At 39.2% G+C, this 23,187-nt stretch carries 22 protein-coding genes and 1 other RNA gene; 14 read left to right on the top strand and 9 right to left on the bottom strand.

Features of this window, described 5'->3' with window-relative positions; genetic code table 11:
- Positions 1-79: 79 nt before the first annotated feature.
- The 5 genes from gcvT to AC27IF_RS03175 form a co-directional block, all read right to left on the bottom strand.
- Positions 80-1,168 carry a glycine cleavage system aminomethyltransferase GcvT gene (gene gcvT / locus AC27IF_RS03195; RefSeq protein ID WP_487052119.1) on the bottom strand — a complete coding sequence of 363 codons (1,089 nt, stop codon included), beginning with the start codon at positions 1,166-1,168 and terminating at the stop codon, positions 80-82.
- Between the two features lie 290 nt (positions 1,169-1,458).
- Positions 1,459-2,715 (bottom strand): FAD-dependent monooxygenase, encoded by a 1,257-nt coding sequence (locus AC27IF_RS03190; RefSeq protein ID WP_487052117.1) that lies wholly within the window; start codon positions 2,713-2,715, stop codon positions 1,459-1,461.
- A 6-nt stretch (positions 2,716-2,721) separates the two neighbouring features.
- Positions 2,722-3,972, bottom strand: coding sequence for a 2-octaprenyl-6-methoxyphenyl hydroxylase (gene ubiH / locus AC27IF_RS03185; protein ID WP_487052115.1), 1,251 nt, complete (start codon positions 3,970-3,972; stop codon positions 2,722-2,724).
- A gap of 2 nt (positions 3,973-3,974) precedes the next feature.
- On the bottom strand, positions 3,975-5,321 hold the full coding sequence (gene pepP, locus AC27IF_RS03180) for a Xaa-Pro aminopeptidase (protein ID WP_487052113.1): 1,347 nt from the start codon (positions 5,319-5,321) through the stop codon (positions 3,975-3,977).
- A gap of 9 nt (positions 5,322-5,330) precedes the next feature.
- Positions 5,331-5,933: a UPF0149 family protein gene (locus tag AC27IF_RS03175; RefSeq protein ID WP_487052111.1), complete on the bottom strand. Its 603-nt coding sequence runs from the start codon at positions 5,931-5,933 to the stop codon at positions 5,331-5,333.
- 179 nt (positions 5,934-6,112) lie between these two features.
- Between AC27IF_RS03175 and AC27IF_RS03170 the strand changes: the two genes are divergently transcribed.
- From AC27IF_RS03170 to ssrS, 3 genes are all read left to right on the top strand, one after another.
- Positions 6,113-6,421: a cell division protein ZapA gene (locus AC27IF_RS03170; RefSeq protein ID WP_487052109.1), complete on the top strand. Its 309-nt coding sequence runs from the start codon at positions 6,113-6,115 to the stop codon at positions 6,419-6,421.
- A gap of 81 nt (positions 6,422-6,502) precedes the next feature.
- A complete protein-coding gene (locus AC27IF_RS03165; protein ID WP_487052107.1) occupies positions 6,503-7,546 on the top strand; it encodes a hypothetical protein in 1,044 nt (347 codons plus the stop codon).
- Between the two features lie 118 nt (positions 7,547-7,664).
- Positions 7,665-7,846: non-coding RNA, 6S RNA (gene ssrS, locus AC27IF_RS03160), on the top strand.
- A gap of 106 nt (positions 7,847-7,952) precedes the next feature.
- Here the strand turns inward: ssrS and AC27IF_RS03155 are convergent.
- Positions 7,953-8,627 carry a hypothetical protein gene (locus tag AC27IF_RS03155; protein WP_487052105.1) on the bottom strand — a complete coding sequence of 225 codons (675 nt, stop codon included), beginning with the start codon at positions 8,625-8,627 and terminating at the stop codon, positions 7,953-7,955.
- 138 nt (positions 8,628-8,765) lie between these two features.
- Here AC27IF_RS03155 and murI point away from each other — a divergent pair, with 138 nt between their 5' ends.
- Both murI and metK read left to right on the top strand, forming a co-directional pair.
- Complete coding sequence (gene murI / locus AC27IF_RS03150; protein WP_487052103.1) at positions 8,766-9,605, top strand: glutamate racemase; 840 nt, start codon at positions 8,766-8,768, stop codon at positions 9,603-9,605.
- A gap of 119 nt (positions 9,606-9,724) precedes the next feature.
- Positions 9,725-10,912, top strand: coding sequence for a methionine adenosyltransferase (gene metK / locus AC27IF_RS03145; RefSeq protein WP_487052101.1), 1,188 nt, complete (start codon positions 9,725-9,727; stop codon positions 10,910-10,912).
- Between the two features lie 106 nt (positions 10,913-11,018).
- Here the strand turns inward: metK and AC27IF_RS03140 are convergent, their stop codons facing one another.
- Positions 11,019-11,624 (bottom strand): hypothetical protein, encoded by a 606-nt coding sequence (locus AC27IF_RS03140; RefSeq protein WP_487052099.1) that lies wholly within the window; start codon positions 11,622-11,624, stop codon positions 11,019-11,021.
- Between the two features lie 161 nt (positions 11,625-11,785).
- Between AC27IF_RS03140 and rsmE the strand changes: the two genes are divergently transcribed.
- The 4 genes from rsmE (at position 11,786) to ruvX (ending at position 14,708) form a co-directional block, all read left to right on the top strand.
- On the top strand, positions 11,786-12,532 hold the full coding sequence (gene rsmE / locus AC27IF_RS03135) for a 16S rRNA (uracil(1498)-N(3))-methyltransferase (protein ID WP_487052097.1): 747 nt from the start codon (positions 11,786-11,788) through the stop codon (positions 12,530-12,532).
- Positions 12,533-12,556: 24 nt separating this feature from the next.
- Positions 12,557-13,519: a glutathione synthase gene (gshB, locus tag AC27IF_RS03130; protein ID WP_487052095.1), complete on the top strand. Its 963-nt coding sequence runs from the start codon at positions 12,557-12,559 to the stop codon at positions 13,517-13,519.
- Between the two features lie 97 nt (positions 13,520-13,616).
- A complete protein-coding gene (locus AC27IF_RS03125; protein ID WP_487052093.1) occupies positions 13,617-14,243 on the top strand; it encodes a YqgE/AlgH family protein in 627 nt (208 codons plus the stop codon).
- A gap of 21 nt (positions 14,244-14,264) precedes the next feature.
- The gene (gene ruvX, locus AC27IF_RS03120; protein ID WP_487052091.1) at positions 14,265-14,708 is read left to right on the top strand and encodes a Holliday junction resolvase RuvX; all 444 of its coding nucleotides are present in this window, start codon (positions 14,265-14,267) and stop codon (positions 14,706-14,708) included.
- A gap of 39 nt (positions 14,709-14,747) precedes the next feature.
- Here the strand turns inward: ruvX and AC27IF_RS03115 are convergent, their stop codons facing one another.
- Positions 14,748-15,662 (bottom strand): LysR family transcriptional regulator, encoded by a 915-nt coding sequence (locus AC27IF_RS03115; protein ID WP_487052089.1) that lies wholly within the window; start codon positions 15,660-15,662, stop codon positions 14,748-14,750.
- 90 nt (positions 15,663-15,752) lie between these two features.
- On the opposite strand from AC27IF_RS03115, the gene AC27IF_RS03110 reads away from it, so the two are divergent.
- Both AC27IF_RS03110 and lysA read left to right on the top strand, forming a co-directional pair.
- Positions 15,753-16,289 carry an NADPH-dependent FMN reductase gene (locus tag AC27IF_RS03110; protein ID WP_487052087.1) on the top strand — a complete coding sequence of 179 codons (537 nt, stop codon included), beginning with the start codon at positions 15,753-15,755 and terminating at the stop codon, positions 16,287-16,289.
- A 180-nt stretch (positions 16,290-16,469) separates the two neighbouring features.
- Positions 16,470-17,732, top strand: coding sequence for a diaminopimelate decarboxylase (lysA, locus tag AC27IF_RS03105; protein ID WP_487052085.1), 1,263 nt, complete (start codon positions 16,470-16,472; stop codon positions 17,730-17,732).
- Positions 17,733-17,798: 66 nt separating this feature from the next.
- Here the strand turns inward: lysA and AC27IF_RS03100 are convergent, their stop codons facing one another.
- Positions 17,799-18,152: a rhodanese-like domain-containing protein gene (locus AC27IF_RS03100; protein ID WP_487052083.1), complete on the bottom strand. Its 354-nt coding sequence runs from the start codon at positions 18,150-18,152 to the stop codon at positions 17,799-17,801.
- A 118-nt stretch (positions 18,153-18,270) separates the two neighbouring features.
- On the opposite strand from AC27IF_RS03100, the gene AC27IF_RS03095 reads away from it, so the two are divergent.
- Genes AC27IF_RS03095 through AC27IF_RS03085 form a run of 3 tightly spaced genes read left to right on the top strand, consistent with a single transcriptional unit; the run spans position 18,271 to position 23,105 of the window.
- The gene (locus tag AC27IF_RS03095; protein WP_487052081.1) at positions 18,271-18,576 is read left to right on the top strand and encodes an ArsR/SmtB family transcription factor; all 306 of its coding nucleotides are present in this window, start codon (positions 18,271-18,273) and stop codon (positions 18,574-18,576) included.
- 48 nt (positions 18,577-18,624) lie between these two features.
- Positions 18,625-22,014: an efflux RND transporter permease subunit gene (locus AC27IF_RS03090; protein WP_487052079.1), complete on the top strand. Its 3,390-nt coding sequence runs from the start codon at positions 18,625-18,627 to the stop codon at positions 22,012-22,014.
- On the top strand, positions 22,011-23,105 hold the full coding sequence (locus AC27IF_RS03085; RefSeq protein ID WP_487052077.1) for an efflux RND transporter periplasmic adaptor subunit: 1,095 nt from the start codon (positions 22,011-22,013) through the stop codon (positions 23,103-23,105). Before AC27IF_RS03090 ends, AC27IF_RS03085 begins: the two co-directional genes overlap by 4 nt.
- The last annotated feature ends 82 nt before the right edge of the window (positions 23,106-23,187 follow it).

The following is a 23,187-nucleotide window of genomic DNA, read 5'->3' as shown; positions in this document are numbered from 1 at the left end:
TTTCCTATAGTAAATTCTTTAACATTAATGATTAAGTTAGCTGCTCAAATTAATATAGAACATCTAGAGTTATTTTCAATTAGAATACTTTCTTGCCATTACGTACAAAGCTAGGTTTGGTTACTTGCACTTTAACTAATTTTTTACGCATTTCAACTTCAACCGTATCGCCTACTTTAACGCTACGTGGTACGCGTGCTAAAGCAACACTATGACCAAGAGTTGGTGAAAAGGTACCTGAGGTAATTTCGCCATTACCAAATTCAGTAACCACCACTTGATGAGAGCGTAAAACGCCTTTGGCTTCTAGCACTAAACCAACAAGCTTAGGTTGATCGCCGGCGGCTTTTTGTGCCGTTAATACATCACGACCAATGAAAGCACGCTCTTCTGGCTCCCAACTAATAGTCCAAGCCATATTGGCTGCTAATGGTGATACGCTTTCATCCATATCTAAACCGTAAAGGTTCATACCGGCTTCTAAACGTAAGGTGTCACGTGCACCCAAACCACATGGTGCTACTCCTGCGTCAATTAGCTTTTGCCAAAAATCTTCAGCGGCGCTATCAGGTACAATTATTTCATAACCGTCTTCACCGGTATAACCGGTAGTGGCTATAAATAAATCACCTACTTGTACACCAAAGAAAGGCTTCATACCGTCAACAGCGGTTGTTTGCTCTGGTGTTAATAAACTGGCTACTTTTGCTTTGGCTTCTGGGCCTTGTACGGCAATCATGCCAAACTCTGGACGCTCAGTAATACTAAGATCATAACCGGCTGCTTGTTTAGTCATCCAAGCTAGGTCTTTTTCACGGGTAGCTGAATTAACTACTAAACGGTAATTAGTGTCTGAGAAGAAGTAAATGATCAAGTCATCAATCACACCACCGGCTTCATTTAACATTCCTGTATATAAAGCTTTGCCTGCAACCGTTAATTTAGCCACGTCATTGATCACTAAACGGCGTAAAAATGCTTTGGCATCTGTGCCTTGAACATCAACAATGGTCATGTGAGATACATCAAACATACCTGCGTTTTGACGTACTGCATTGTGTTCTTCTATTTGAGAGCCATAATTTATTGGCATTTCCCAGCCGTGAAAATCAACCATTTTAGCGCCAGAGGCTAAGTGTTTTGCATGTAATACGGTTTTATTAGTCATAATCCTTCCTATGAAAAGTAAAGAGGCTCATCAAATTTGCGCTAATTATAACCGTTGGCTCCTGCTGATTCAACAAACAGAAAGACCATAACCCAAACAATAAACCGACTTAACAGAATAATCAGAATTTAATTTTCAAAAGGTGCGTTTTTGAAAATTTAACGCTAATCAATGACCTCAAGGTTGGAAGTAGCCGACATAAATTTTAAAAGTTTTTTTATCACTATTTTTACAATCAAACCTGAGCTCGGATTAATAGCTGTTTCTCTAACAGCTATTTTTACTGACTTTTAATGACTAACTCGTTTTGCTAGCTCGGGTAAATCACTTTTTAGCCCTAACGCTTGTTCAACCATTAACTTTTTAGCCGGCTTAATATTATCAAGTAGGCTCATGCCTATGCCTCTTAACAATTTAAAACCACTTTGCTCTATCGAAAAGGTTTGTTTAATAGCTTCCATCGCGCCAATCATTTCTACAGCATCAGATTTTCTAGCACGTGCAAATGCTTTTAAGGTTTTTACATCGGCAATGTCTTTATCATCGCTCAAGTCAGTTAAGCTTTGTGCTAATGCTGCCGCGTCAAGCAAACCTAAGTTTACTCCTTGTCCTGCTAGCGGATGAATGGTGTGGGCAGCATCGCCTATTAATACCACACGATCTTTAACAAAATCTTGTGCTAAACGCATGGTTAATGGGTGGGTAAAACGCTCACTGATTAATTCAATAGCGCCTAACTTCCCGTCACTGGCGGCGGTTAATTCTTTAGCAAATTCACTGGCGTTAAGCGCAACTAAACGCTGTGCTTCTTCTGGGGAAGTAGAGTAAACAATTGAGCAAACGTTATTATCATCTGGATATAAAGGCAAAAAGGCTAGCGGACCAGTAGGTAAGAACACTTGCCAAGCAGTATTTTTATGGCCTTGCAAACATTTTACCGTTGCGACAATGGCGTGGTGATCATAATCTCGATTAATCATCGGGCTGGAAATTTGCTTTCTTACCCAAGAGTTAGCGCCATCAGCGCCAACCACTAATTTAGCGATTAACGGCATTTGCTGAGCTTGGGCGCTTTGCTCACTAGGTGACTCAAAACTGGCGAACACTTCACTTTCACCCATAGCAATATTGGCTAATTTACTGTCGGTGAAAAAGCTAATGCCACTGTCTTGTTTGGCCTTTGCCCATAACGCATTACGAATAACGGTATTTTCAATGATCCAACCTAGTTGCTCGTTTTTTGGGAAGCTAGCTAAATCATCAAGTGAAAAATCAAGCTTACCTAGTCCTGCTTTATCCCAAATATGCATATGTTGGTAAGGCTGTAAGCGTGAGTTTTCTATATCTTGCCAAACGTCGATATGCTCAAACATGGTTTTACTAGCGACATTAATGGCGCTGACTCGTACGCCAGGCTCGTCAGTTAACTTTGTAACAGGTAAAGTATCGGCGATGGCGATGGTTAACTGAGTGTTTTTTCTCAGTGCTAAGGCTAATGTCAGCCCCACCATGCCGGCACCAACAATTAATAAATCAAACTTTTGCATGTCTCGTTAATATCCCATCAATTTGTTCACTAAGGTATTTTTTAGTGGCGAAAAGTAATTCATGACTTTCAAGCCTATATTTCTACCGGCAACCAAGGGCGGTAAATCATTAGCAAATAAGGTGACTAATGAGTCGGTTAGGCCAATAACCTGCTTTTGATCTTTCAAGCGCTGATTAGCGTAATTATTTAGCATAGAAAAATCGCCAATATCTTTATTAGTGCTTAACTGACTTTGAACTAAATCAGCCATTAATTGCACATCTCTTAAGCCTAAATTAAACCCTTGCCCTGCTATTGGGTGAATGGTGTGCGAAGCATTACCAATTATCGCCATTCGATGATAAGTTTGCTGATTAGCTTGCAATAAGCTTAATGGGTATGCGTCACGTTTACCTGCATGGGTAATTGCTCCTAGCCAGCCACCAAAAGCAATATCCAACTGCGCTTTGAATTCCGCGTCACTTAAGGTAAGTAAATCCTCACCTTGCTGAGCCGTTACCGTCCAAACCAATGAGCAACGATTCTTAGTGTTTGACTCATTATTGACCTCAGTCAGTGGTAGCATGGCGATTGGACCAAACTCAGTAAAGCGTTCAAAAGCTTTGTTCAAGTGTGGTTTTTCAGTAGCAACATTAGCGATAATTGCTGTTTGCTGATAATCACTTTTATTGACTGAGATATTGGCTAACTGACGACAAGGAGAATTAACACCGTCACACCCTAGCAGCAAACTTGCGTTGATAACCTGCTGTGATTTAAGGGTAACAGGCACTTTTTCAGGTTCATTTTCTATTTGCCAGTTGATACTTTCAATACTATCAGGGCAAAGCCAATGGACATTTTTTTTATCTGTAAGCTCTGTTAATAAGCCCTTACCAATAAGTGCCATTTCAATAACATAACCTAAGGCTTTAACGCCATGTTCTTGCGCTTCAAGTCGGGCTTTACCATAGTTACCTCGATCTGAAATATCTATTTTTTCAATAGCGCAAGCATCTGTGTTGATATGTTGCCATACGCCTAAGTTTTTCAAATAGGCAGCGCTGCCATGAGAAAGCGCTAATACGCGATCATCAAATAATTTGGCTTTAGCAGGGCTATTATCTGTAGCACTTTGATTGGATTCAACCATGGCAATTGATAGTAAACTACCATCTGCTTTTGTTAAACCAGCAAGGCTTAGTGCCATTAAGCAGCCAGACAATCCACCACCAGAAATAAGGACATCAAAAGATTGATTTTGACTTTTCATCATATTTATTTAGCCATCAACAGCTCAATATCGGCAACTGTTTCCGGACAACTCGCGGTTAAATTTTCACACCCTCGTTCAGTCACTACAATGTTATCTTCAATACGAATACCAATGCCTCGCCACTTAGCATCAATGGATAAATCATCCAGAGGCATATACAAACCTGGCTCTATGGTTAACGCCATGCCAGGCATAAATGGGCGGCTTTGCTCTTTATTTTCGTTGACTTGATAATCACCAACATCATGCACATCTAATCCAAGCCAGTGGCCCAAACCGTGAATAAAGTATTTTTTACTGGCTTTTTCTTTAATTAACTCAGTAAGCTCACCATGTAAAATACCTAAATCGAGTAACCCTTGAGTTAAACATTCATTAGCAATAGCATTGAGTTTGGCAAAGGTAATTCCTGGCTCAATCGAGGCGATAACCTGCGTTTTAGCATCAAGTACCAACTGATAAAGCGACTTTTGTGGTGCGGTAAATTTACCATTGATAGGAAAGGTTCGTGTGATATCCGCAGCATAGCCAGATAATTCACCGCCAGCATCAATGAGCAATAATTCATTATCATTAAGTGCTTCGCTGTTATCTGTGTAATGTAAAATATTGGCGTTATCGCCTCCTGCCACTATGGTGGCATACGCTGCATAACGAGCTCCGTGCCTTGTGAACTCGTGCAATATTTCATTTTCTACCTGATATTCAAACATGCCAACTTGTGTTTTTTTCATGGCTCTTTTGTGCGCCAAGATAGAGATATGATTCACTTGGCGCATTAGTTCAATTTCTTGCTTACTTTTGATTAAACGTAGCTCATCAATAATTGGACTAGCGTCGTTTAACTGCGCAGGCACTTTAACTCCTTGACGAGTACTAGCGCGCGCTTTCGTTAAATAACTAAACACTTGCTGAGAGAGTTTGTCATCGTTAAAAGCAAAATAAACAGTATCGATGCCATTTAAATATTGGGGAATTAACTCGTTTTGTTCACTCAAGGTAAAGCAATTATCTACTTGATAATGCTGGCAAGCTTTATCTTGCCCTACCCGTCTACCATGCCAAATTTCGTGCAGTGGCTCTTTTGGTAGCGAAAACAAAACACTTTGCTGTGTTTGGCCTTTTTTGATTAACACCAGAATTGCTTCAGGCTCATTAAAGCCTGTTAGGTAGTAAAAATTCTTGTTTTGGCAAAAGGCATACTCGGTATCATTACTGCGCGTAACTTCATTAGCGGCAGTAAAAATGGCGATACTGTTATCAGCCATTTGTGCGAAGAAATTCTTTCTATGCTGGACAAATTCCGTAATAGGTAATGCTGCAATACCCGGTAATTGTTGAGTTGTCATTAACGGCCTCTAGTGAATAGTCGTGTTAGTATCTTTATCACCTGGTTTATTTGGCAATGTACCTAACTCACTAAAACATAACAGCGCTGAAATTCGTACATATTCACTGATTTCAAAATAGGCCTGTTCAGATTCTTCATCTTCTTCCATCTCATCTGAAAGGTTAGCGATCTCAGCAAAATCTGTGATCACTTCTTTTATTTCTTCAGAAGTTACAGGACTATCTTTTTGTTGTAGGCCAAAACCTAAATTAAATCCTTGTACCCAAACACCAAGGGCATGGCCACGCTCAACAAGAGAGTCATCGTCATCAGGTAACATCAACTGAAAAGTATAGCTATCATCGAGAATATCAGTCCAAAGTTCACTAAACATTTGTTTAACGAGTGCTTTCACTGCTTTTGGAAAATCATCACTACCTTGAGGGGATAAATCTAATAAATCACTTAACATGGCTACATAGCCTTGATCTTCAAATTCAAATCCTGCGCAAACTAACCCTGCTAATACTCCTTGAACTTCACTCGCATGAGCTTTTATGTTTTCGGTGGTAATAACGGCTTGTGCGCTGGAAAAATCAACTTTATTGTTAGCGGGCGAGTTAATGGGCATATTGTTACTCTATGGAAATAAATAATCTATACCACTATCGTAACACTGACCTCGTTAAAAGGCATGAAAAAACATAGAAAATGGTCATTTACATGCTATTTACTTGCAACAAAATAGCAGCACAGTTATAGTGCAGGATAATACTGTATATTATTAATTACGCTTGGAATTTTCTGCAAATGCCTCAACGTACTGTTGAAATTAACGTCACCGACCGCAAACTAAAAGTTGCTTGTCCTATAGGGCAAGAAACTGCACTGCTTAGTGCGGCGGCTGAGCTGAGCGCTCGGTTAGATAAGGCAAACGCTAGCAAATCTATTGCAACCCCTGAGCAAGCGTTATTAATGACAGCACTTAACTTAGCGAATGAACTCTTAACCGCTAATAAGAAGTTGCAAACAGAACAAGAAGAAAACAAACAAAAAATTGCCTTATTGCAAACGACAATAGAGCAAGCCTTAGCGCCTAAGAAGAATAAACAGGCTTAACACTTGCGTCTTTCTAAAACAGTCGTTTTAGTCCTTATTACAATCGTCTTGCTTTTCATTTCATACCTGCTTTATTCAAGCATGAGTAGCGTTCAACTCCTTGATACTTCAATACTTAATAAGCAGACAACGACGCAAGATAATAACGATTCTTCCATTATCAACACATCAAGCACAAAGCAGATAAGCTCGTATGCTAATCGTGAAAAAATTAATAACATCATAGATTCTTGCACTTCATCAACATTACAACACCCTGCGGATATTGATTCACAGATAGAAAAAATGATCGCCCAACTTCAAAACAGTCCTGATCTTAACGAGCAGGTTGATGCAATATTGTTAGCTCCACAAAAAATTAATGCTGAGCAAAGAGCGGTATTATTTGAATACAACAAACGTCATCCCACGAATAATTTAGTGTACAAAGTTATTCTAGGGCAGTGTTATGAGCATTATCAGCTAGAGAGCTGTGATGAATCTCTCTTTTCAAAGGCTGAGTTCGCAGATAAAGATAACGCGGCACTATGGCTTGATATTACTGCGATAAAAGTCAAACAGAATGATTTGATAGGCGCACAACATTCATTAGAGCAAGCTTCAAAAAAGCAATTTTATAATGACTACTTTTATGAACACATAGCGCACCACCAGCAAGTTTATTCTAACTATTCTTCACAAAGTTTTGCTAGTACTTTAACTTATTCTATCGGGCACGCTGTCGCGTTAAACTCTGGCATTTCGAGTGCTATTGACCTTTGCAGAGAACACAGTAGCAACAATGCGATATTGTCGAATTCATGCTGGGAAATAGGCAGCTTAATGGACGAGAATAGCAAAACATTTTTTTCCCAAGCAATTGGGCAAGCAATTCAGCTTGATTATTTTAAACAGCTAAATAATCAAAAGGGAGTTGATGAGCTCAATAAAAGAAAAGATGCTTTTAGTAAAATGGTCAGTGAGCAAGCTTATAATGAAAGCCTTAACTTAATGCAATTTGATGATGAATTAGCGCAGCTGTGGTTGCACACAGGTTTAAATGCTGGAGAGCAAGAAATTAAGCCAATTTTATCTAAAGAAATTAGCTTAAAACTTGAAAACCCTGATTACCAACCTTGCCAATAATAAGTCAGATATTGATAACTGCTTAACTTAACAACAAAAAACGTTTAAATACAAAACACTTAGCTCTTAGTAGTAAAAAAACACTTAATTGAACGGTTTTTTTAGCTATAATACAGACTGTCTTCTGGAGTGTTTGTTTGCGAACTACGTCCCTGAGCCGATAAGTTTTACCTTTGGAATTTGACTATTAGCTATTGTGCAAGCCCGGCACGTATCGGGAAGCCTACGGTTAGCATGATTTTTCCGCCCTGAACACACGGTGTTCAGGACTATGGCGAGCTACGGCACTTTGGAAGTCACCTCTTCTTTTCAATTCGATAAAATCACGATTTTTTCGCGCGCGCACCCTAGAGATACACAAGGTGTTCAGGACTATGGCGAGCTACGGCGATAATGCGCTTTGGACTTATGATCGTTTTTCAGTGGTGGTTAATGCCGCTAACAGAATAACAAAAAAACATAACACCAAGTTGAACAAGGGGAGTTGTAGGGCTGATGGCATGGAATAAATAATTGATACAGCGGGGATCCAAACTAGCCAATTAGAAATAATCACGGTTGGTATTTTGATCACAAAAAAGCTCTTATTTAGCTTTGCTTTAGTGTCCGCTAAATTGAAATTTGACTCCATCCAAAGGAAAATAACCATTAAGCTTGGAACAGCCCAAAATGCACTGTAAATAAATTGATCTACAGATGTCTTTAAAACAATAGTTATAAAATCATTTTGAATACCAAACAGCTCAGCTTGGAATGTATAGAATAAATCAACTTCTACACCTTTATACGCCCAAAAGATCAGGTAAAAAGCAAAAATTTTCCACGAGTTACGAGCAAGCAATTTCGACCAAGTTAAATAAAGATATGGAATAACACCACCAAATAAAGCAGTGGATACTAAAGAAAACTTCCAGCCCAGTGATGATTTCATCTGAGAAATAACATTAAAAACTTGATGAGAGTCCTGCCAGTAATAGTATATAGCAACGATACTAATGGCAAAGCCCTGTAATATAAGCGCGGGTGCTAAATTCTGTTTAAAAGCTCGATAAATATTTAAGCGGAGTTGTTCAAAGATCATGGAGATATAACCAAGTAAAAGTTAAATTGATTATACCACACAAAATGTTAGCGCTAACAGTTGTGTAGGCTAATAATTCACATACTCTGTAGTCGATTTAAAGTTAGACGTATTTGTGATTCATGTTACTCTCTCGATATGGAAACACTCAACCCATTAAATACTCAAGCCATCGGCGTTTTCGACTCTGGTTTGGGTGGCCTTTCTATTGCCAAAGCGATAAATGTTCTTCTGCCTCAAGAAAACCTGATATATCTGGCGGACAGTTTACATGCTCCTTACGGCGATAAATCAACAACATTTATTGTTAAACGAGTTGATACAATTGCTCAACAGTTAGTAGAAAAAAAATGTAAAGCTTTGGTGATTGCCTGTAATACTGCCACTGTAAATGCTATCAAACTTTTACGTGAAAAAATCACTATCCCTATTATTGGAGTTGAGCCAGCAATAAAACCCGCGGTAAGGGTCAGTAAAAATAAAACAATAGCCATATTGGTGACAAAAGCGACCAGTGAAAATTATCACTTTCATCAATTAGTACGCCAATATCAAGGAGAGTCACAAGTTATTGTTCAACCCTGCCCCGGCTTAGTAGAATTGATTGAGCAAGGATTACAAGACAGCCCTCAATGCCAAGAATTACTAGAGATGTATATAAAACCATTGATTGATAATAGCGTAGACACATTAGTGCTAGGTTGTACTCACTACCCTTTTTTACAAACACAAATATTATCGATAACAACACAATCTCCCATCAAAATACAATTATTAGAAACCGCTAAACCTGTTGCCTTGCAACTCAGTAGAAAGTTAGCTGAAAGTGGTTTACAAAACCCTAACACCGAAGCAGGTCAGCTAACGTTTTTAAGCTCTGCAATTGATCATCAACAATCTCATAATTTTGCTCAATTATGGAGTAAACCTGTGCAATTACAGCCTTGGTATGATCACCACAGCACTCCTGTAGAATAAAAAATCCTCAAAGACTTCAAGCCATTTAGACGTCTAGGCGTAAAAAAGCTAGAAAAATGTCATTAAAGCATGTAATATCGCCCCATTATTTTATTGTAAACTTTAAATGCTGAGGATTTATGTCTAGACATTTCTTTACTTCAGAGTCTGTTTCTGAAGGACACCCAGACAAAATTGCCGATCAAATTTCAGATGCTGTTTTAGACGCGATTATTGCTAAAGATAAGTATGCCCGCGTAGCGTGTGAAACTATGGTTAAAACCGGTGTTGCTATTATTTCAGGTGAAGTAAGTACAGATGCTTGGGTTGATTTAGAAACTATCACCCGTAACGTGATCAGTAACATTGGTTACACCTCATCAGATGTAGGCTTTGATGGCGAAACATGTGGCATTATGAATTTAATTGGCCAACAATCTCCTGAAATTGCCCAAGGTGTTGATCGTTCTAAACCAGAAGATCAAGGTGCCGGTGATCAAGGCTTAATGTTTGGTTATGCCACTAATGAAACTGAAACTTTAATGCCTGCCCCGTTATATTATTCTCATCGTTTAGTTGAGCGTCAAGCTGAAGCACGCCGCTCAGGTGTTCTACCTTGGTTACGTCCTGATGCTAAATCACAAGTGACCTTTGTTTATGAAGATAACAAACCTGTTGCTATTGATACGGTAGTATTATCGACTCAGCATAACCCAGAAATTAAACAAGCAGATTTAATTGATGCGGTAATGGAAAACATTATTAAACATGTACTTCCACAAGAGCTATTAACGAAAGACACTAAATACCACATTAACCCAACGGGTCGCTTTGTTATTGGCGGTCCAGTAGGTGATTGTGGTTTAACTGGTCGTAAAATTATTGTTGATACTTACGGCGGTATGGCTCGCCATGGCGGTGGTGCATTCTCAGGTAAAGATCCATCAAAAGTAGACAGAAGTGCAGCCTATGCAGGTCGTTATGTGGCTAAAAACATAGTGGCTGCTGGCCTAGCAGATAGATGTGAAATTCAGGTATCTTATGCCATAGGTGTTGCTGAGCCAACGTCAATTTCTGTTGATACTTTTGGTACTGGTAAAGTCAGTGAAGAGCGTTTAGTTGAATTAGTTCGTGAACATTTTGATTTACGCCCATACGGCATTACTAAAATGCTCGACTTATTGCATCCTATGTATCAGCAAACAGCAGCTTATGGACACTTTGGACGTGAGCCTTTTGAAATGACAGTAGGCGATGATACTTTTACTGCTTTTAGTTGGGAAAAAACTGACAAAGCAGATGACCTACGTAAATCAGCAGGATTGTAATTAATAGCTTCGCGAATTAAACCATTCGTATTAAACTATTTGTCATAAATAAAAAACCAGCTTAGTAGCTGGTTTTTTATTGTCTTTTAACATTGGTTAAACGAGATTAGTTTGCTTCATCAAGCTTTTTACGTAATCTCTTACCCCAATCATGAAATAATTTATCAGCACTGTCTAAACGTGCCATTTCAGTATTTGGTTGATAATCTGTACCAATGGCAACTGTACCTTCAAAGATATGGATTAATGCATGTGATTCACCATCTCTTAATTGTACTGACAAGTGAAACTCACCCGCCCCTTTAGTCATCGCTTCAGTATTTTCTTTTTCTGTGTAAGGCATAAAGCTAATAATTTCAACATCAACTTCTAAAACACCTTTTCCTGCTTGCTCTACAATTGAATAACGACCACCGTTCTCAGTTAATCCTTGAGACACGCCTTCAAGAAAGCTTTTCTTTAAAAAAGCAACATTGCTTGGTTTTGCTTTCCAATGAAAACTATCTTTCTCGATCCATGAAGGTGAGATAATTTTAGCTTCTGATAAATCAAGATCTTGGATATGAACTTTGTTATATCCACTTAGTGACACTATTGGACTAGCAAAGTTTTTATCAACCGAAATAACATTATTATCAGCAAGAGCCGTTTGCCCTATTAAACCTAAAAAAAGAGCACTAGCTGCGAGTTTTTTCAAAACACTTGAATTCATTATCTATCCTTAATTATTTTTGATAAACAAAAACTACAAGTAAAGTCGTAGGTAGTCAAATAGATTTGCTATTTGATCACAACTTTATACAGTTTTCGATTGTAATTTACTCATTTCGCCCATACTTTACTAACTAAGTAATATTATGGACTATGGCAACTATGCGAAATCCAAGAATTTTTCAAGATAGCGATTTTAATTTAAATGAAACAGTGAAATTATCTGATGATGCCTTTGGTCATATTGTCAGAGTTTTACGATTAACTCTTGGTGATGTCATCACGTTGTTTAATGGCAAAGAAGCAAGCCAATATACGGCAGAATTAGTTGAAGTAAAAAAGAAAACCGCTAGTGTAAAAATTATCAACCAAGAGACGGTCATAAATGAATCACAACTTCACATTCATTTAGGTCAAGGGATCTCCAGAGGTGATCGAATGGATTTTACTCTACAGAAATCCGTAGAGCTCGGTGTTAGTAAAATTACGCCACTGTTTACTGAACGTTGCGGAGTCAAGTTATCAAAAGAGCGTTTAGCGAAAAAACAAGAGCAATGGCAAAAAATTGTGATTAGTGCTTGCGAGCAAAGTGGCCGATGTTTTGTGCCAGAAGTAGCCGAGCCAATTTCATTACAAGCATGGATGGCACAAGAAACACAGGCAATAAAATTAAATTTACACCCAAAAGCACAACATTCAATAATGACCTTACCCATGAAGTTAACTCAAAACAAGAGTAAAGTACGGTTGTTAATAGGCCCAGAAGGTGGTTTAACTGACGAAGAAATTACTCAGGTAAGCCAAGAGAATTTTCACGATATACTGCTTGGCCCAAGAGTATTAAGAACAGAAACAGCAGCATTAACTGCCATTACGGCATTACAGTGTCGTTTTGGTGATTTACGTTAAAAAAATTTATTAATAGGACAACAAATGACAACATCAGCCCCCATCAAACTAGGCGTAGTAATGGACCCTATTAGCGAAGTAAAAGTTGCTAAAGACTCTTCCATGGCTATGATGTTTGAAGCTCAAAAACGTGGTTACGAAATCTACTACATGGAAATGCAAGACTTGTATCTTGACCGTGGTCAGGCTCGAGCGACCACCCAAAAAGTCAAAGTATTCGACGATGCTGAGCACTGGTATGAATTATCAGATCCTCAAGATATTCCGCTCAGCGAGCTAGATGCTATTTTAATGCGTAAAGATCCGCCTTTTGATACTGAATACATTTACGCTACATACATGTTAGAGCGAGCAGAAGTGGAAGGGACATTAATCGTTAATAAGCCACAAAGTTTGCGTGATTGTAACGAGAAGTTATTCACCGCTTGGTTCGCAGATTTGACTCCTCGTACTTTAGTGACCAGAAACGATAAGCAAATTCGTGCCCTTCATAATGAGTTGAAAGATATCATTATCAAACCACTTGATGGTATGGGCGGCTCATCTATTTTTCGCATCAAAGAAAATGATGCCAACGTAGGTGTGATCATTGAAACCTTAACAAATCACGGCCAGCAATATGCCATGGTGCAAGAGTATATGCCGGAAATTGTTGATGGTGATAAACGCATACTCATAGTCAATGGTGAGCCAATGCCATATTGCTTAGCGCGGATCCCTGCACAAGGGGAAACCCGAGGAAACTTAGCTGCTGGTGGTCGAGGTGTTGCTCAACCATTAAGCCCAAGTGATAAACTGATTGCTGAAACGATAGCACCAGAATTGAAAAAGCGTGGTTTATACTTTGTAGGTTTAGACATTATTGGTGATAAAGTCACTGAGATAAATGTGACTAGCCCTACCTGCATTCGTGAAATTGAAGCCGCTTACCCAATTAATATCAGTGGTAAATTAATGGATGCGATTGAAGAGAACCTCAATACCTAGTTAAACCAAACAGATTAAAACTATTAATAAGTAGGTGAGTGATTATACTTACAAAAAGTAAAGTTGTTGCCTCACCGACTATTTATAAGGTTAAAAAATGCAAAGTTTAGAGAATCAATTTTTAATTGCTATGCCTGCCATGGGCGACCCATACTTCAATAAAACGGTGACTTATATTTGTGAGCATAATGATGAAGGAGCCATGGGGCTCATTATTAATTTGCCGGTAAGTCTGAGCTTAAACGATTTACTAAAGCAAATTGATGATGAAGCTGACACCGACACTAGCGAAATAAGTGAAAGCGAAAGCGAAAATATCACGACAGCGGCTCCCCTCGCTGACTCAAGCTTATTAGATGCTCTTGAGCAGCCAGTACTTTCAGGCGGCCCTATTTCTCAAAACAGAGGCTTTGTTTTACATAGCACACAAGCCGGCTGGAAAAGCTCTTTAGCGCTAAGTAATGAAGTTATGATCACCACCTCAAAAGACATTTTATTAGCATTAGGTACCGAAAAAGCACCCGAAAAGTACATGGTAACACTAGGTTATGCTGGCTGGGGCCCTGGGCAACTTGAAAAAGAATTACAAGAAAATTCTTGGCTCACCATAGAAGCCAATAGTGATATTATTTTCAAAACGCCTATCGAACAACGATGGCAAAAAGCCACTGAGATGCTTGGTATCGATTTAGCCCATTTATCATCTGATATCGGCCACGCTTAAGCTACAGTTAAGGAAATAGAAATGGCAAAAAGCGCTACGGCTGTCGGAAAGCGAACTATCATTGGTTTCGACTTTGGCAAAAAATATATTGGTGTTGCTGTTGGTCAAGAGATAACGGGCAGCGCCTCTCCCCTTGGCTCTATAAAGGCAGCAGATGGCATACCGCATTGGGATTCACTCGAGGGCTATTTAAAAGAATGGCAGCCTGACCTTATCGTTGTGGGGTTACCATTGAATATGGACGGTAGTGAACAACAGCTCACCAAAGATGCTAAAAAGTTTGGCAATCGAGTTGCAGGGCGATTTGGCGTAAAAGTTGAGTTTCAAGACGAGCGATTAACCACCGCCGATGCCAAAGAGCAGCTTTTTGCTCGAGGCGGCTACAAAAACCTAAAGAAAGATAATATAGATTCAGAGTCAGCGAGGCTCATCATTGAAAGCTTTTTTGAACAAAGTTATCAATAATTTCTTACGACAATATCGCTAGACCAATTTCAGGTTAGTTTACTCCACGGGCATTTTTGCCACGAGCAAATCAATAAAGCAGCGCACTTTAGCTGACAGGTGTTTTCTACTGGGGTACACAGCGTAAACATTGACTTCTTGCTCAGGGAAGTCTTCAAATAGAATGGCTAAGTTTTTATTTGTTAAGGCTTGTCGCATAGTAAAAACAGGCAAGCGACAAACACCTTGATCCGCTAGCACCATAGCCAGCTCCATTTGCGAGCTGTTACATAGCAACTTGCTATGGACATCAACCACAATGTTTTTGCCGTCTTTTTCTTGATACTGCCAACGACTTGGTTGTTTGGCGTTGCTATAGCATATACATTGATGTTCTGTCAGTTGTTGTGGTGTTGTTGGTGTACCATAACGTTTTAAATACGCTTTTGAAGCTATAGTGATTATTTTACTTGCATATATTTTACGACAAATTAAGCTCGACTCTTCAAGTTGCGCTGTCGCTCTAATCACCATGTCATATCCACCCTGAACAAGATCAACATGTCGATCATTTAAATCGAGCTCCAACTGAATATCTGGGTATAACTGCATATATTCTGAAAGCACACCTTGTAAATATCCATGAGCAAAGTCCACAGGACAACTAATTTTGAATACTCCTTTAGGCTCAATAATTCCTTGGCTTAACAAACTCGTGGCATCTTGAGCATCAAAAACCATTTGCTGGCATTGCTCAAAATATATTTTACCTTCAGGTGTTAAACTCAACGAGCGGGTAGTACGGTTTAATAAACGTACCGAAAGCCGTGTTTCTAGTTTATTCACTACCTTGCTAATATAAGAAGTTGAATGACCGGTTAGCTCAGCTGCCGCAGAGAAACTGCCACAATTAACAACTTGGGTAAAAGTTACTACCCCATCAAATAGATTGGTTTTTGCATCATTAGGAGTCATATGGAAACAGTATTATTACTTTCAAGGGATTAATTACATTTAACATTGAATGTATAGTACTCATCATCAACTTGTCAAAGGAAGTTCATTATGAAAATATTAGCCTTTGCTGCAACTAGCAGCTCAAAATCAATTAACAAACAGCTTGCCAGCTATGCCGCTTTACAAGTTAAACACAGCGAAGCTATCGAAGTAGAGATTCTTGATATCAATGACTATGAAATGCCATTATTCTCTGAAGATAAAGAAGCCGTCTTAGGACAACCTCAACTAGCAAAAGACTTTTTTGCTAAATTAAGCTCAGCTGATGCCATTATCATTTCATTTGCAGAGCACAACGGCTCTTATACCGCCGCATATAAAAATTTATTTGATTGGACTTCTCGCATTGACCAAAAGCTATTTCAGCAAAAGCCAATGTTATTACTAGCCACCTCACCAGGCCCTGGTGGTGCTGCTACGGTGCTAACCGCTGCCACTGGCTCAGCGCCATATTTTGCTGGCGATGTTAAAGCCAGTTTATCTATCCCAAGCTTTTATGATAATTTTGATGTAGAAAAGCAGCAATTAACCAACCCTGAGTTAAAAGATAAGTTACAAAGCGCTTTAGCTTTATTAACAAGTTAGGTTAAATGTTATTGAATTAAAGGCAGTGCTAGTTAAGACATATTCGCTTAGCACTATACTCGAAAGATATAATTTAAGTGATAATTTTGCTTGAAGATAAAAGCGGCTTAGCATAGATTAATCCTCCTGCTAAGCTGCTTATTGAGTGAAGCTCAATAGATTATTTAAAAGCGAAAAAAGATGACTACGCAAAAATATTTTCCCTATATCAAAGCGCAATTGTTTGCTGAAAATGTTGCCATTAGTGACATTGCAAAACAAGTTGCAACACCGTTTTATTGTTATTCAAATACTGCGATTAAAGAGAGTTATCAAGATTATCAGCAAGCATTTGCTAGTCAAGATGCTTTGATTTGTTACGCTGTTAAAGCAAACGGCAATCAAGCAGTTCTCGCTACTTTAGCGAAACTTGGCTCAGGGGCTGATGTAGTTTCCATGGGAGAGATTCGTCGCGCACTTGCTGCCGGTATCCCTGCTAATAAAATAGTTTATTCTGGCGTTGCTAAAATTGAATCTGAAATTCACTATGCACTCACTGAAGGTATCTTCCAATTCAATGTTGAATCTGAGCCAGAGCTTGAGCTGATCAGCAAAGTAGCCAGTAAGTTAAATAAAGTTGCAGCTATCGCGTTTCGAATTAACCCTGATGTATGTGCCAATACCCACGCAAAAATCTCCACCGGTAAAGCTGAGAATAAATTTGGCGTACCCATCAGTAAAGCCAGACTCGCCTATAAACAAGCAGCCAGTTTACCCGGTATAAAAGTGCAAGGGGTCGATGTTCATATTGGCTCACAATTAACTCAGCTAGCTCCCTTTGAAGAAGCTTATAAGCGAATAGCCTTACTAGTTGAAGAATTAAGAGCCGATGGCCATACAATTGATGTCATAGATATTGGTGGCGGTCTAGGTATTACCTACAGTGATGAGTCTTTACCAAGTAAACAAGAATACGCCCAAGTAGCACAAAATCAATTAGGACATTTAAACTGTAAAATAGTGATAGAGCCTGGTAGATCTTTGCTTGGCAATGCTGGCGTGCTTGTTTCAAGCGTTGTTTTTGTAAAAACAGGTGAAGAGCGACAATTTTTAATACTCGATGCGGGTATGAATGATCTCATTCGCCCAAGCATGTACGACGCACACCATGATATTTTAGCGGTGAATAAAAATAATAAAGCTTTAAAAACCTATGATGTCGTTGGCCCAGTATGTGAAACGGGTGACACCTTTGCCAAAGCAAGACAAGTGAGTGAAGCTGAATCAGGAGATTTAGTTGCCATTATGAGCTGTGGTGCATATGGTGCCGTGATGTCTTCTACATATAATACCCGTATGCTAGCACCAGAAGTCATGGTAAAAGATAATGATTTTGCGGTTATTCGACAGCGACCAACTTACGAAGAGGTCATTAATGCTGATTCAATTCCAAATTGGGTGTAAATAATAGCTATTAATGTAATCAAGCGAGTCTCGAAATATTTTCGGTACTCGCCTTTATAACCTCACCTAGCTTACCGATAAAGTACAACAAATATCCTCTAACGAGCTAGTGATCACCCAGACATTTTTATATCCGACACGCTTTAGCTGCTCAGCTGAAAAAGCCGCCCTTGCACCTGTTGCGCAATGAATAAAAATCGATAAGTTTTCATCTGGATGTAATTGCAGCATTTTCATTTCCAACAAACCACGAGGAATATTAATTGCACCACTTGCTGATTGTTCTGCGAATTCTGCAGGCTCACGCACATCAATGATCAAACCATTATCAATTTTACACTTCGCAGCGGCATCTGCTGCTGTAATAAGATTTAATGACTCTTTCGCCTGAGCAATTATTTCGGGGATAGTCTTTAACATTTTCACTCCTCAAACCTACATTAGAAAAACCTAATTTAACCTTAACTATATTAGCCTTTACTAATATACAATTCAATAGTAAACTTTAAATCATTAATGTTAATTTCAGGTTAGTCTCATGATTACCGAACAACAACAATTGGCAGAAAACGCCCAACAAGTTGCCACTATATTAAAACAACTTGCTAATCCATACCGGTTAATGATTTTGTGTTGTATTACCGACGCAGAGATGACAGTAAGTGATTTAAATGAACAAGTAGATTTATCACAATCTGCCCTTTCTCAGCATTTAGCTAAACTTAGAGAAAGTAAAATAGTTAACACTAGACGCGAATCACAAACCATATACTACCGTATAGCAGATGAAAAAATTAAGCGCCTGCTTGGTGTATTACAGCAAGAGTTTTGTCAGCGCAGCTAAACTAATAGCAAGTTCAATTGCTGAAATTCGTCGAGGATCCGAATCTCCATGTCAAGATCAACCAGTTTTACTGCCACGCTTTTACAGCGTGTTTTAACCAGCAAATTGCCAATAGCTATTTTGATGTTATCAATTTTAGCGGGGTTATTGGCACTTAACTTTACTCCTCGAGAAGAAGAGCCTCAAATTGTCGTGCCCATGATTGATATTGTGGTTGATGTTCCCGGCACAAGTGCTAGGCAAATTGAACGACAAGTCACCACGCCATTAGAGAAATTACTAGCACAAGTCAGTGGTGTAGAGCATGTTTATTCAGTCACAAACAGCTCTCAGCTCGTGGTTACTTTACGTTTTCATGTCGGTGAAAATAGAGAAGACGCTTTACTGAACACCTATAATAAACTGCACTCTAATACTGACAAAGTACCTAGTATTGTCAGTAATTGGCGAGTACAACCGGTTGAAGTGGACGATGTTCCGATCATCATGCTTGGTTTATGGAGTAATGATGAAAAAGTAGTTGATGATTTTAATTTACTTCGTCTGGCCCAGGAGCTATCCACTTTTATACAAGCTATCGAACACACAAGTGAAGTCAACATCGTTGGTGGGCGTTTAAGAGAAATTCAAGTCAATTTAAATCCTGAACAAATGACGGCTAGGCAAGTGACTGTTAACGATGTATTTCACGCTATTCAAGCCTCAAACACCTTACAAGCCCATGGTAATATTGCCATTGAAAACCAGTCTTTTCGCTTAGAAAGCGGCGATGTATTTAGGGATATTACCGCTTTATCACAAGCTCCTGTTATCGTAGTTGATGGTAGTGTTGTGTTATTAAAAGATATTGCCAGTATTGTTGATGGTCCTGCTGAGCAAAGTCATTATACTTGGATAGATTTTGCGAATGATCATCGCAAGCAAGATTATGCCAATCAAACACAAAACCAAGATTACCCGTTAGTAACAATTAGTGTCGCAAAACAAAAAGGTAGTAATGCGGTTACCGTCGCGCAAGCGGTACATGAAAAAATAACTGAACTACAAAGCACCATTTTTCCAGAAAATGTCCACGTAGAAGTACTACGAGATTACGGTGAAACAGCCAATGAAAAGGTTAATAACCTTACCACTAGTTTAGCCTTTGCTATCTTTACTGTTGTGGTATTTATTGTCGTTTTCTTAGGGTGGCGCTCTGCCCTAGTTGTGGGGTTAGCAGTCCCTATTTGTTACGGCATCACCTTGTCGCTTGATTTACTCTTTGGTTACACCATTAATCGCGTGACCCTCTTTGCTCTCATCCTTTCTTTAGGGTTATTAGTTGATGATCCGATCACCGGAGTTGACAATATTGAGCGTTACTTGCAAAAGAAAAAAGGCTCAATCAACGAAAAAATTGTCGCGGCAATTAGTGAAATTCGTGTGCCCTTGTTAATGTCCACATTAACGATTGTACTCGCCTTTTTACCACTAGCTTATATTACCGGCATGATGGGACCTTACATGGCGCCGATGGCATTTAATGTTCCGTTAAGTGTCATTACCTCGACCGCGGTCGCTTTTTTAGTCACCCCTTGGCTAGCATCAAAATTTATTAAAGCTAAACCGAATGTAGAGTTAACAGAAAAGAAAATAGAAGATCAAAGTTTTAGTAAAATATATCGACGCGTATTAACGCCATTATTAGAAAATAAAGCAAAAGGGAAACTCGCGCTGTGGCTGGTATTGCTATTATTCATCGCTTCAGCACTGCTACCGGTACTTCGTTTAGTTCCTTTAAAACTCTTACCTTTTGATAATAAAAACGAAGTGCAAATCATTATTGATATGCCTGAAAGTGCAACCTTGGAGCAAACGGCTGCGATGGCTAAAAGAGTCTCTAGCAAGGTACAACAACTTCCTGAAATTACAGCTATTGCCAGTTATGTAGGGGTCCCTTCACCCATCGATTTCAATGGTATGGTACGACAATACTACCAGCGCCAATCGCCACATATGGCAGACTTACGAGTGATCTTATTAGATAAAAATCAACGAGAGCACCAATCTCATGCCATTGTGTTAAGGCTTAGAGAGCTATTAAAAGACTTAAATGAAAACGGCGTGAATATTAAAGTCGTGGAAGTTCCGCCTGGCCCGCCTGTACTCAGTACGCTTGTCGCTGAACTTTATGGGGATGAATTTACCAAATATAGTGATTTACAACAGGCTGCAAAGCTAGTTGAAAAACGGTTGCAACAAGAGCCATTTGTCGTAGAAGTTGATTCTTCTGTCGGCGAAGAGCAAGCTAAACTACGTTTTATCACAGATAAAACTAAAGCCGCACTGTCAGGTGTTTCAACCACCAACATCAATCAAGTATTGCAAGTCGCTAATAGCGGAGAAGTGGCAGGTTTCTTACATATTCAAGATGAAGCAACACCGCTGGCTATTAATATCAAACTGCCCATTGAAGAGCGTGAAACCTTAGCTGACTTTTATCGTTTAAGCGTAAGAGGACAAGCAGGTGTCGTTCAAACAACCACAGCGCAAGGTATTGATATTGCGCCCCAACCTTTGGTCGCTTTAGGTGAGCTTGGCGAATTTGAACCACAACTAAGTGATAAGGCTATATTACACAAAGACTTAAAGCCTGTGGTATATGTAACCGCCGATATTTCTGGCAGAACGCCAGCAGAAGTTATTGCGGATGTTGCAAGTGACCTCAGGGTATTGAGTCAAGAAACTATGCTTGATAATGAAGAAACATTGAATAGCAATAATTGGCAAAACCGCACTTTCTTAAATAGTGGTGGCGGTCAGCCTTGGTATCTACCCGAGAACATTTCACTTTCTTGGAGCGGTGAAGGAGAGTGGCGGATTACCATTAGAGTCTTTCGAGATATGGGCTTAGCCTTTGCTTTTGCTCTTACCGCTATCTACTTTGTTCTTCGAATTCAGACGGGGTCAGCAGCTTTATCTGGCATCATTATGTCAGCGATTCCACTTACCGTAATTGGCATCATGCCGGGTTTTTTAATACTGAATCAATTTGGTGAAAGAGAAATAGCGGGCGCTCCAGAGCCTGTTTTATTTACCGCTACAGCCATGATAGGCATGATTGCATTAGCGGGAATTGTGGTAAGAAATTCTCTTATTTTGATTGAATTTATCAGCCAAGCCCGTAATCAAGGAGCCAGTATTCAAGAAGCGTTAATTACTGCAGGTACTGTACGTATGCGTCCGGTACTATTAACCGCAGGTACGACTTTACTTGGTAATTTAATTATCACCTTGGATCCCGTTTTTAGTGGCCTCGCCATCGCGATTATTTTCGGTATCATTTCATCGACAATATTTACGTTATTGGTGGTTCCCATTGTTTACTCTCTAGTGTTTGATAAACATCAAACTGAAGTAAAAAATCCCCATCTCACATCAGCTAAGGCGAAATCATGACCCATAATGACCCACAACCCATTGTTGATAACAAGAATACACAAAAACAAATACTTACTCCTATGCTAGCGATAGCCATATTGCTGTTGATGGTGGCATGGCTAGCAGGTATTTTTGATAACAAAGTAGCTCCAAACTCGAATGAAAACAGACAGCAAGAGCAAACTGTATTTAATAATACTTACACTGTCATGGCTAAAAGCAACACTATTTATGAGCCAGTTGCTGCCAGTATTGAAGCAAAACAAGCGACAATATTATCTTCACGTATACTTGCGCGCATTGAGGATATTCGCGTCAGATCAGGTGATAGAGTAAATAAAGGTGATGTATTAATAACGCTTGAACAAAATGCACTAAACGCGCAAATGTTACAAGCTAAGCAAAACATCAGCGCCATAAAAGCACGCCATAAAGAAGCAGAACAAAACTACCAGCGAGCAGTCGAGCTGATCAAAACTAATCTTATTTCTGAATTTGAATTAGATAAAAATAAAGCTGACTTTCAAAGTATTACTGCCGAGCTAACTGCCGCCAAACAAGCTTTATCACAAGCAAAATCCACGCTAAGTTATGCCACTCTAATTGCACCGATTGATGGCCGAATTGTAGACCGCTTTGCTGAGCCAGGAGATACAGCACAACCAGGTAGTAAACTACTTTCCTTGTATAATCCTTCATCTTTACGCGTAGAAGGACAGGTAAGAGAAAAACTCGCCTTAACACTGATTCATGGTCAATATATCAATATAGAGTTACCTACAATAAATAGCCAGATTCGCGGTGAAATTGAAGAAATAGTACCGGCTGCGAATACTGGAGCACGCAGTTTTTTAGTCAAGGTAAGAATTGAACTTAACGAAGGCTTATTGCCGGGTATGTACGCTCGGATGTTAATTCCGGCAGGCGAGAATACCACTTTAATGCTCCCTGAAAATAAAATATCTCATGTAGGCCAGCTTTCGTTTGTTTGGCTAAATGTGAATGGTGAAAAACAGCGACGACTGATAAGGCTAGGCAAAAAATCAGCTAATAATATGGTAGTCGTTATATCTGGACTCAATGCAGGTGATGAAGTCATCACATTATAAATATTGATAGTTAAGCTAACTGGTTGATAAAGTAGTACCTTTAGTTATAATAAAATAAATTATTTATTCAAACGGTAATCAT

The sequence above is a fragment of the Colwellia sp. KS18-150 genome, assembly GCF_057551365.1.
The sequence above is the reverse complement of the archived record's forward strand: the minus strand, read 5'-3'. Positions and strand labels throughout refer to the sequence as shown.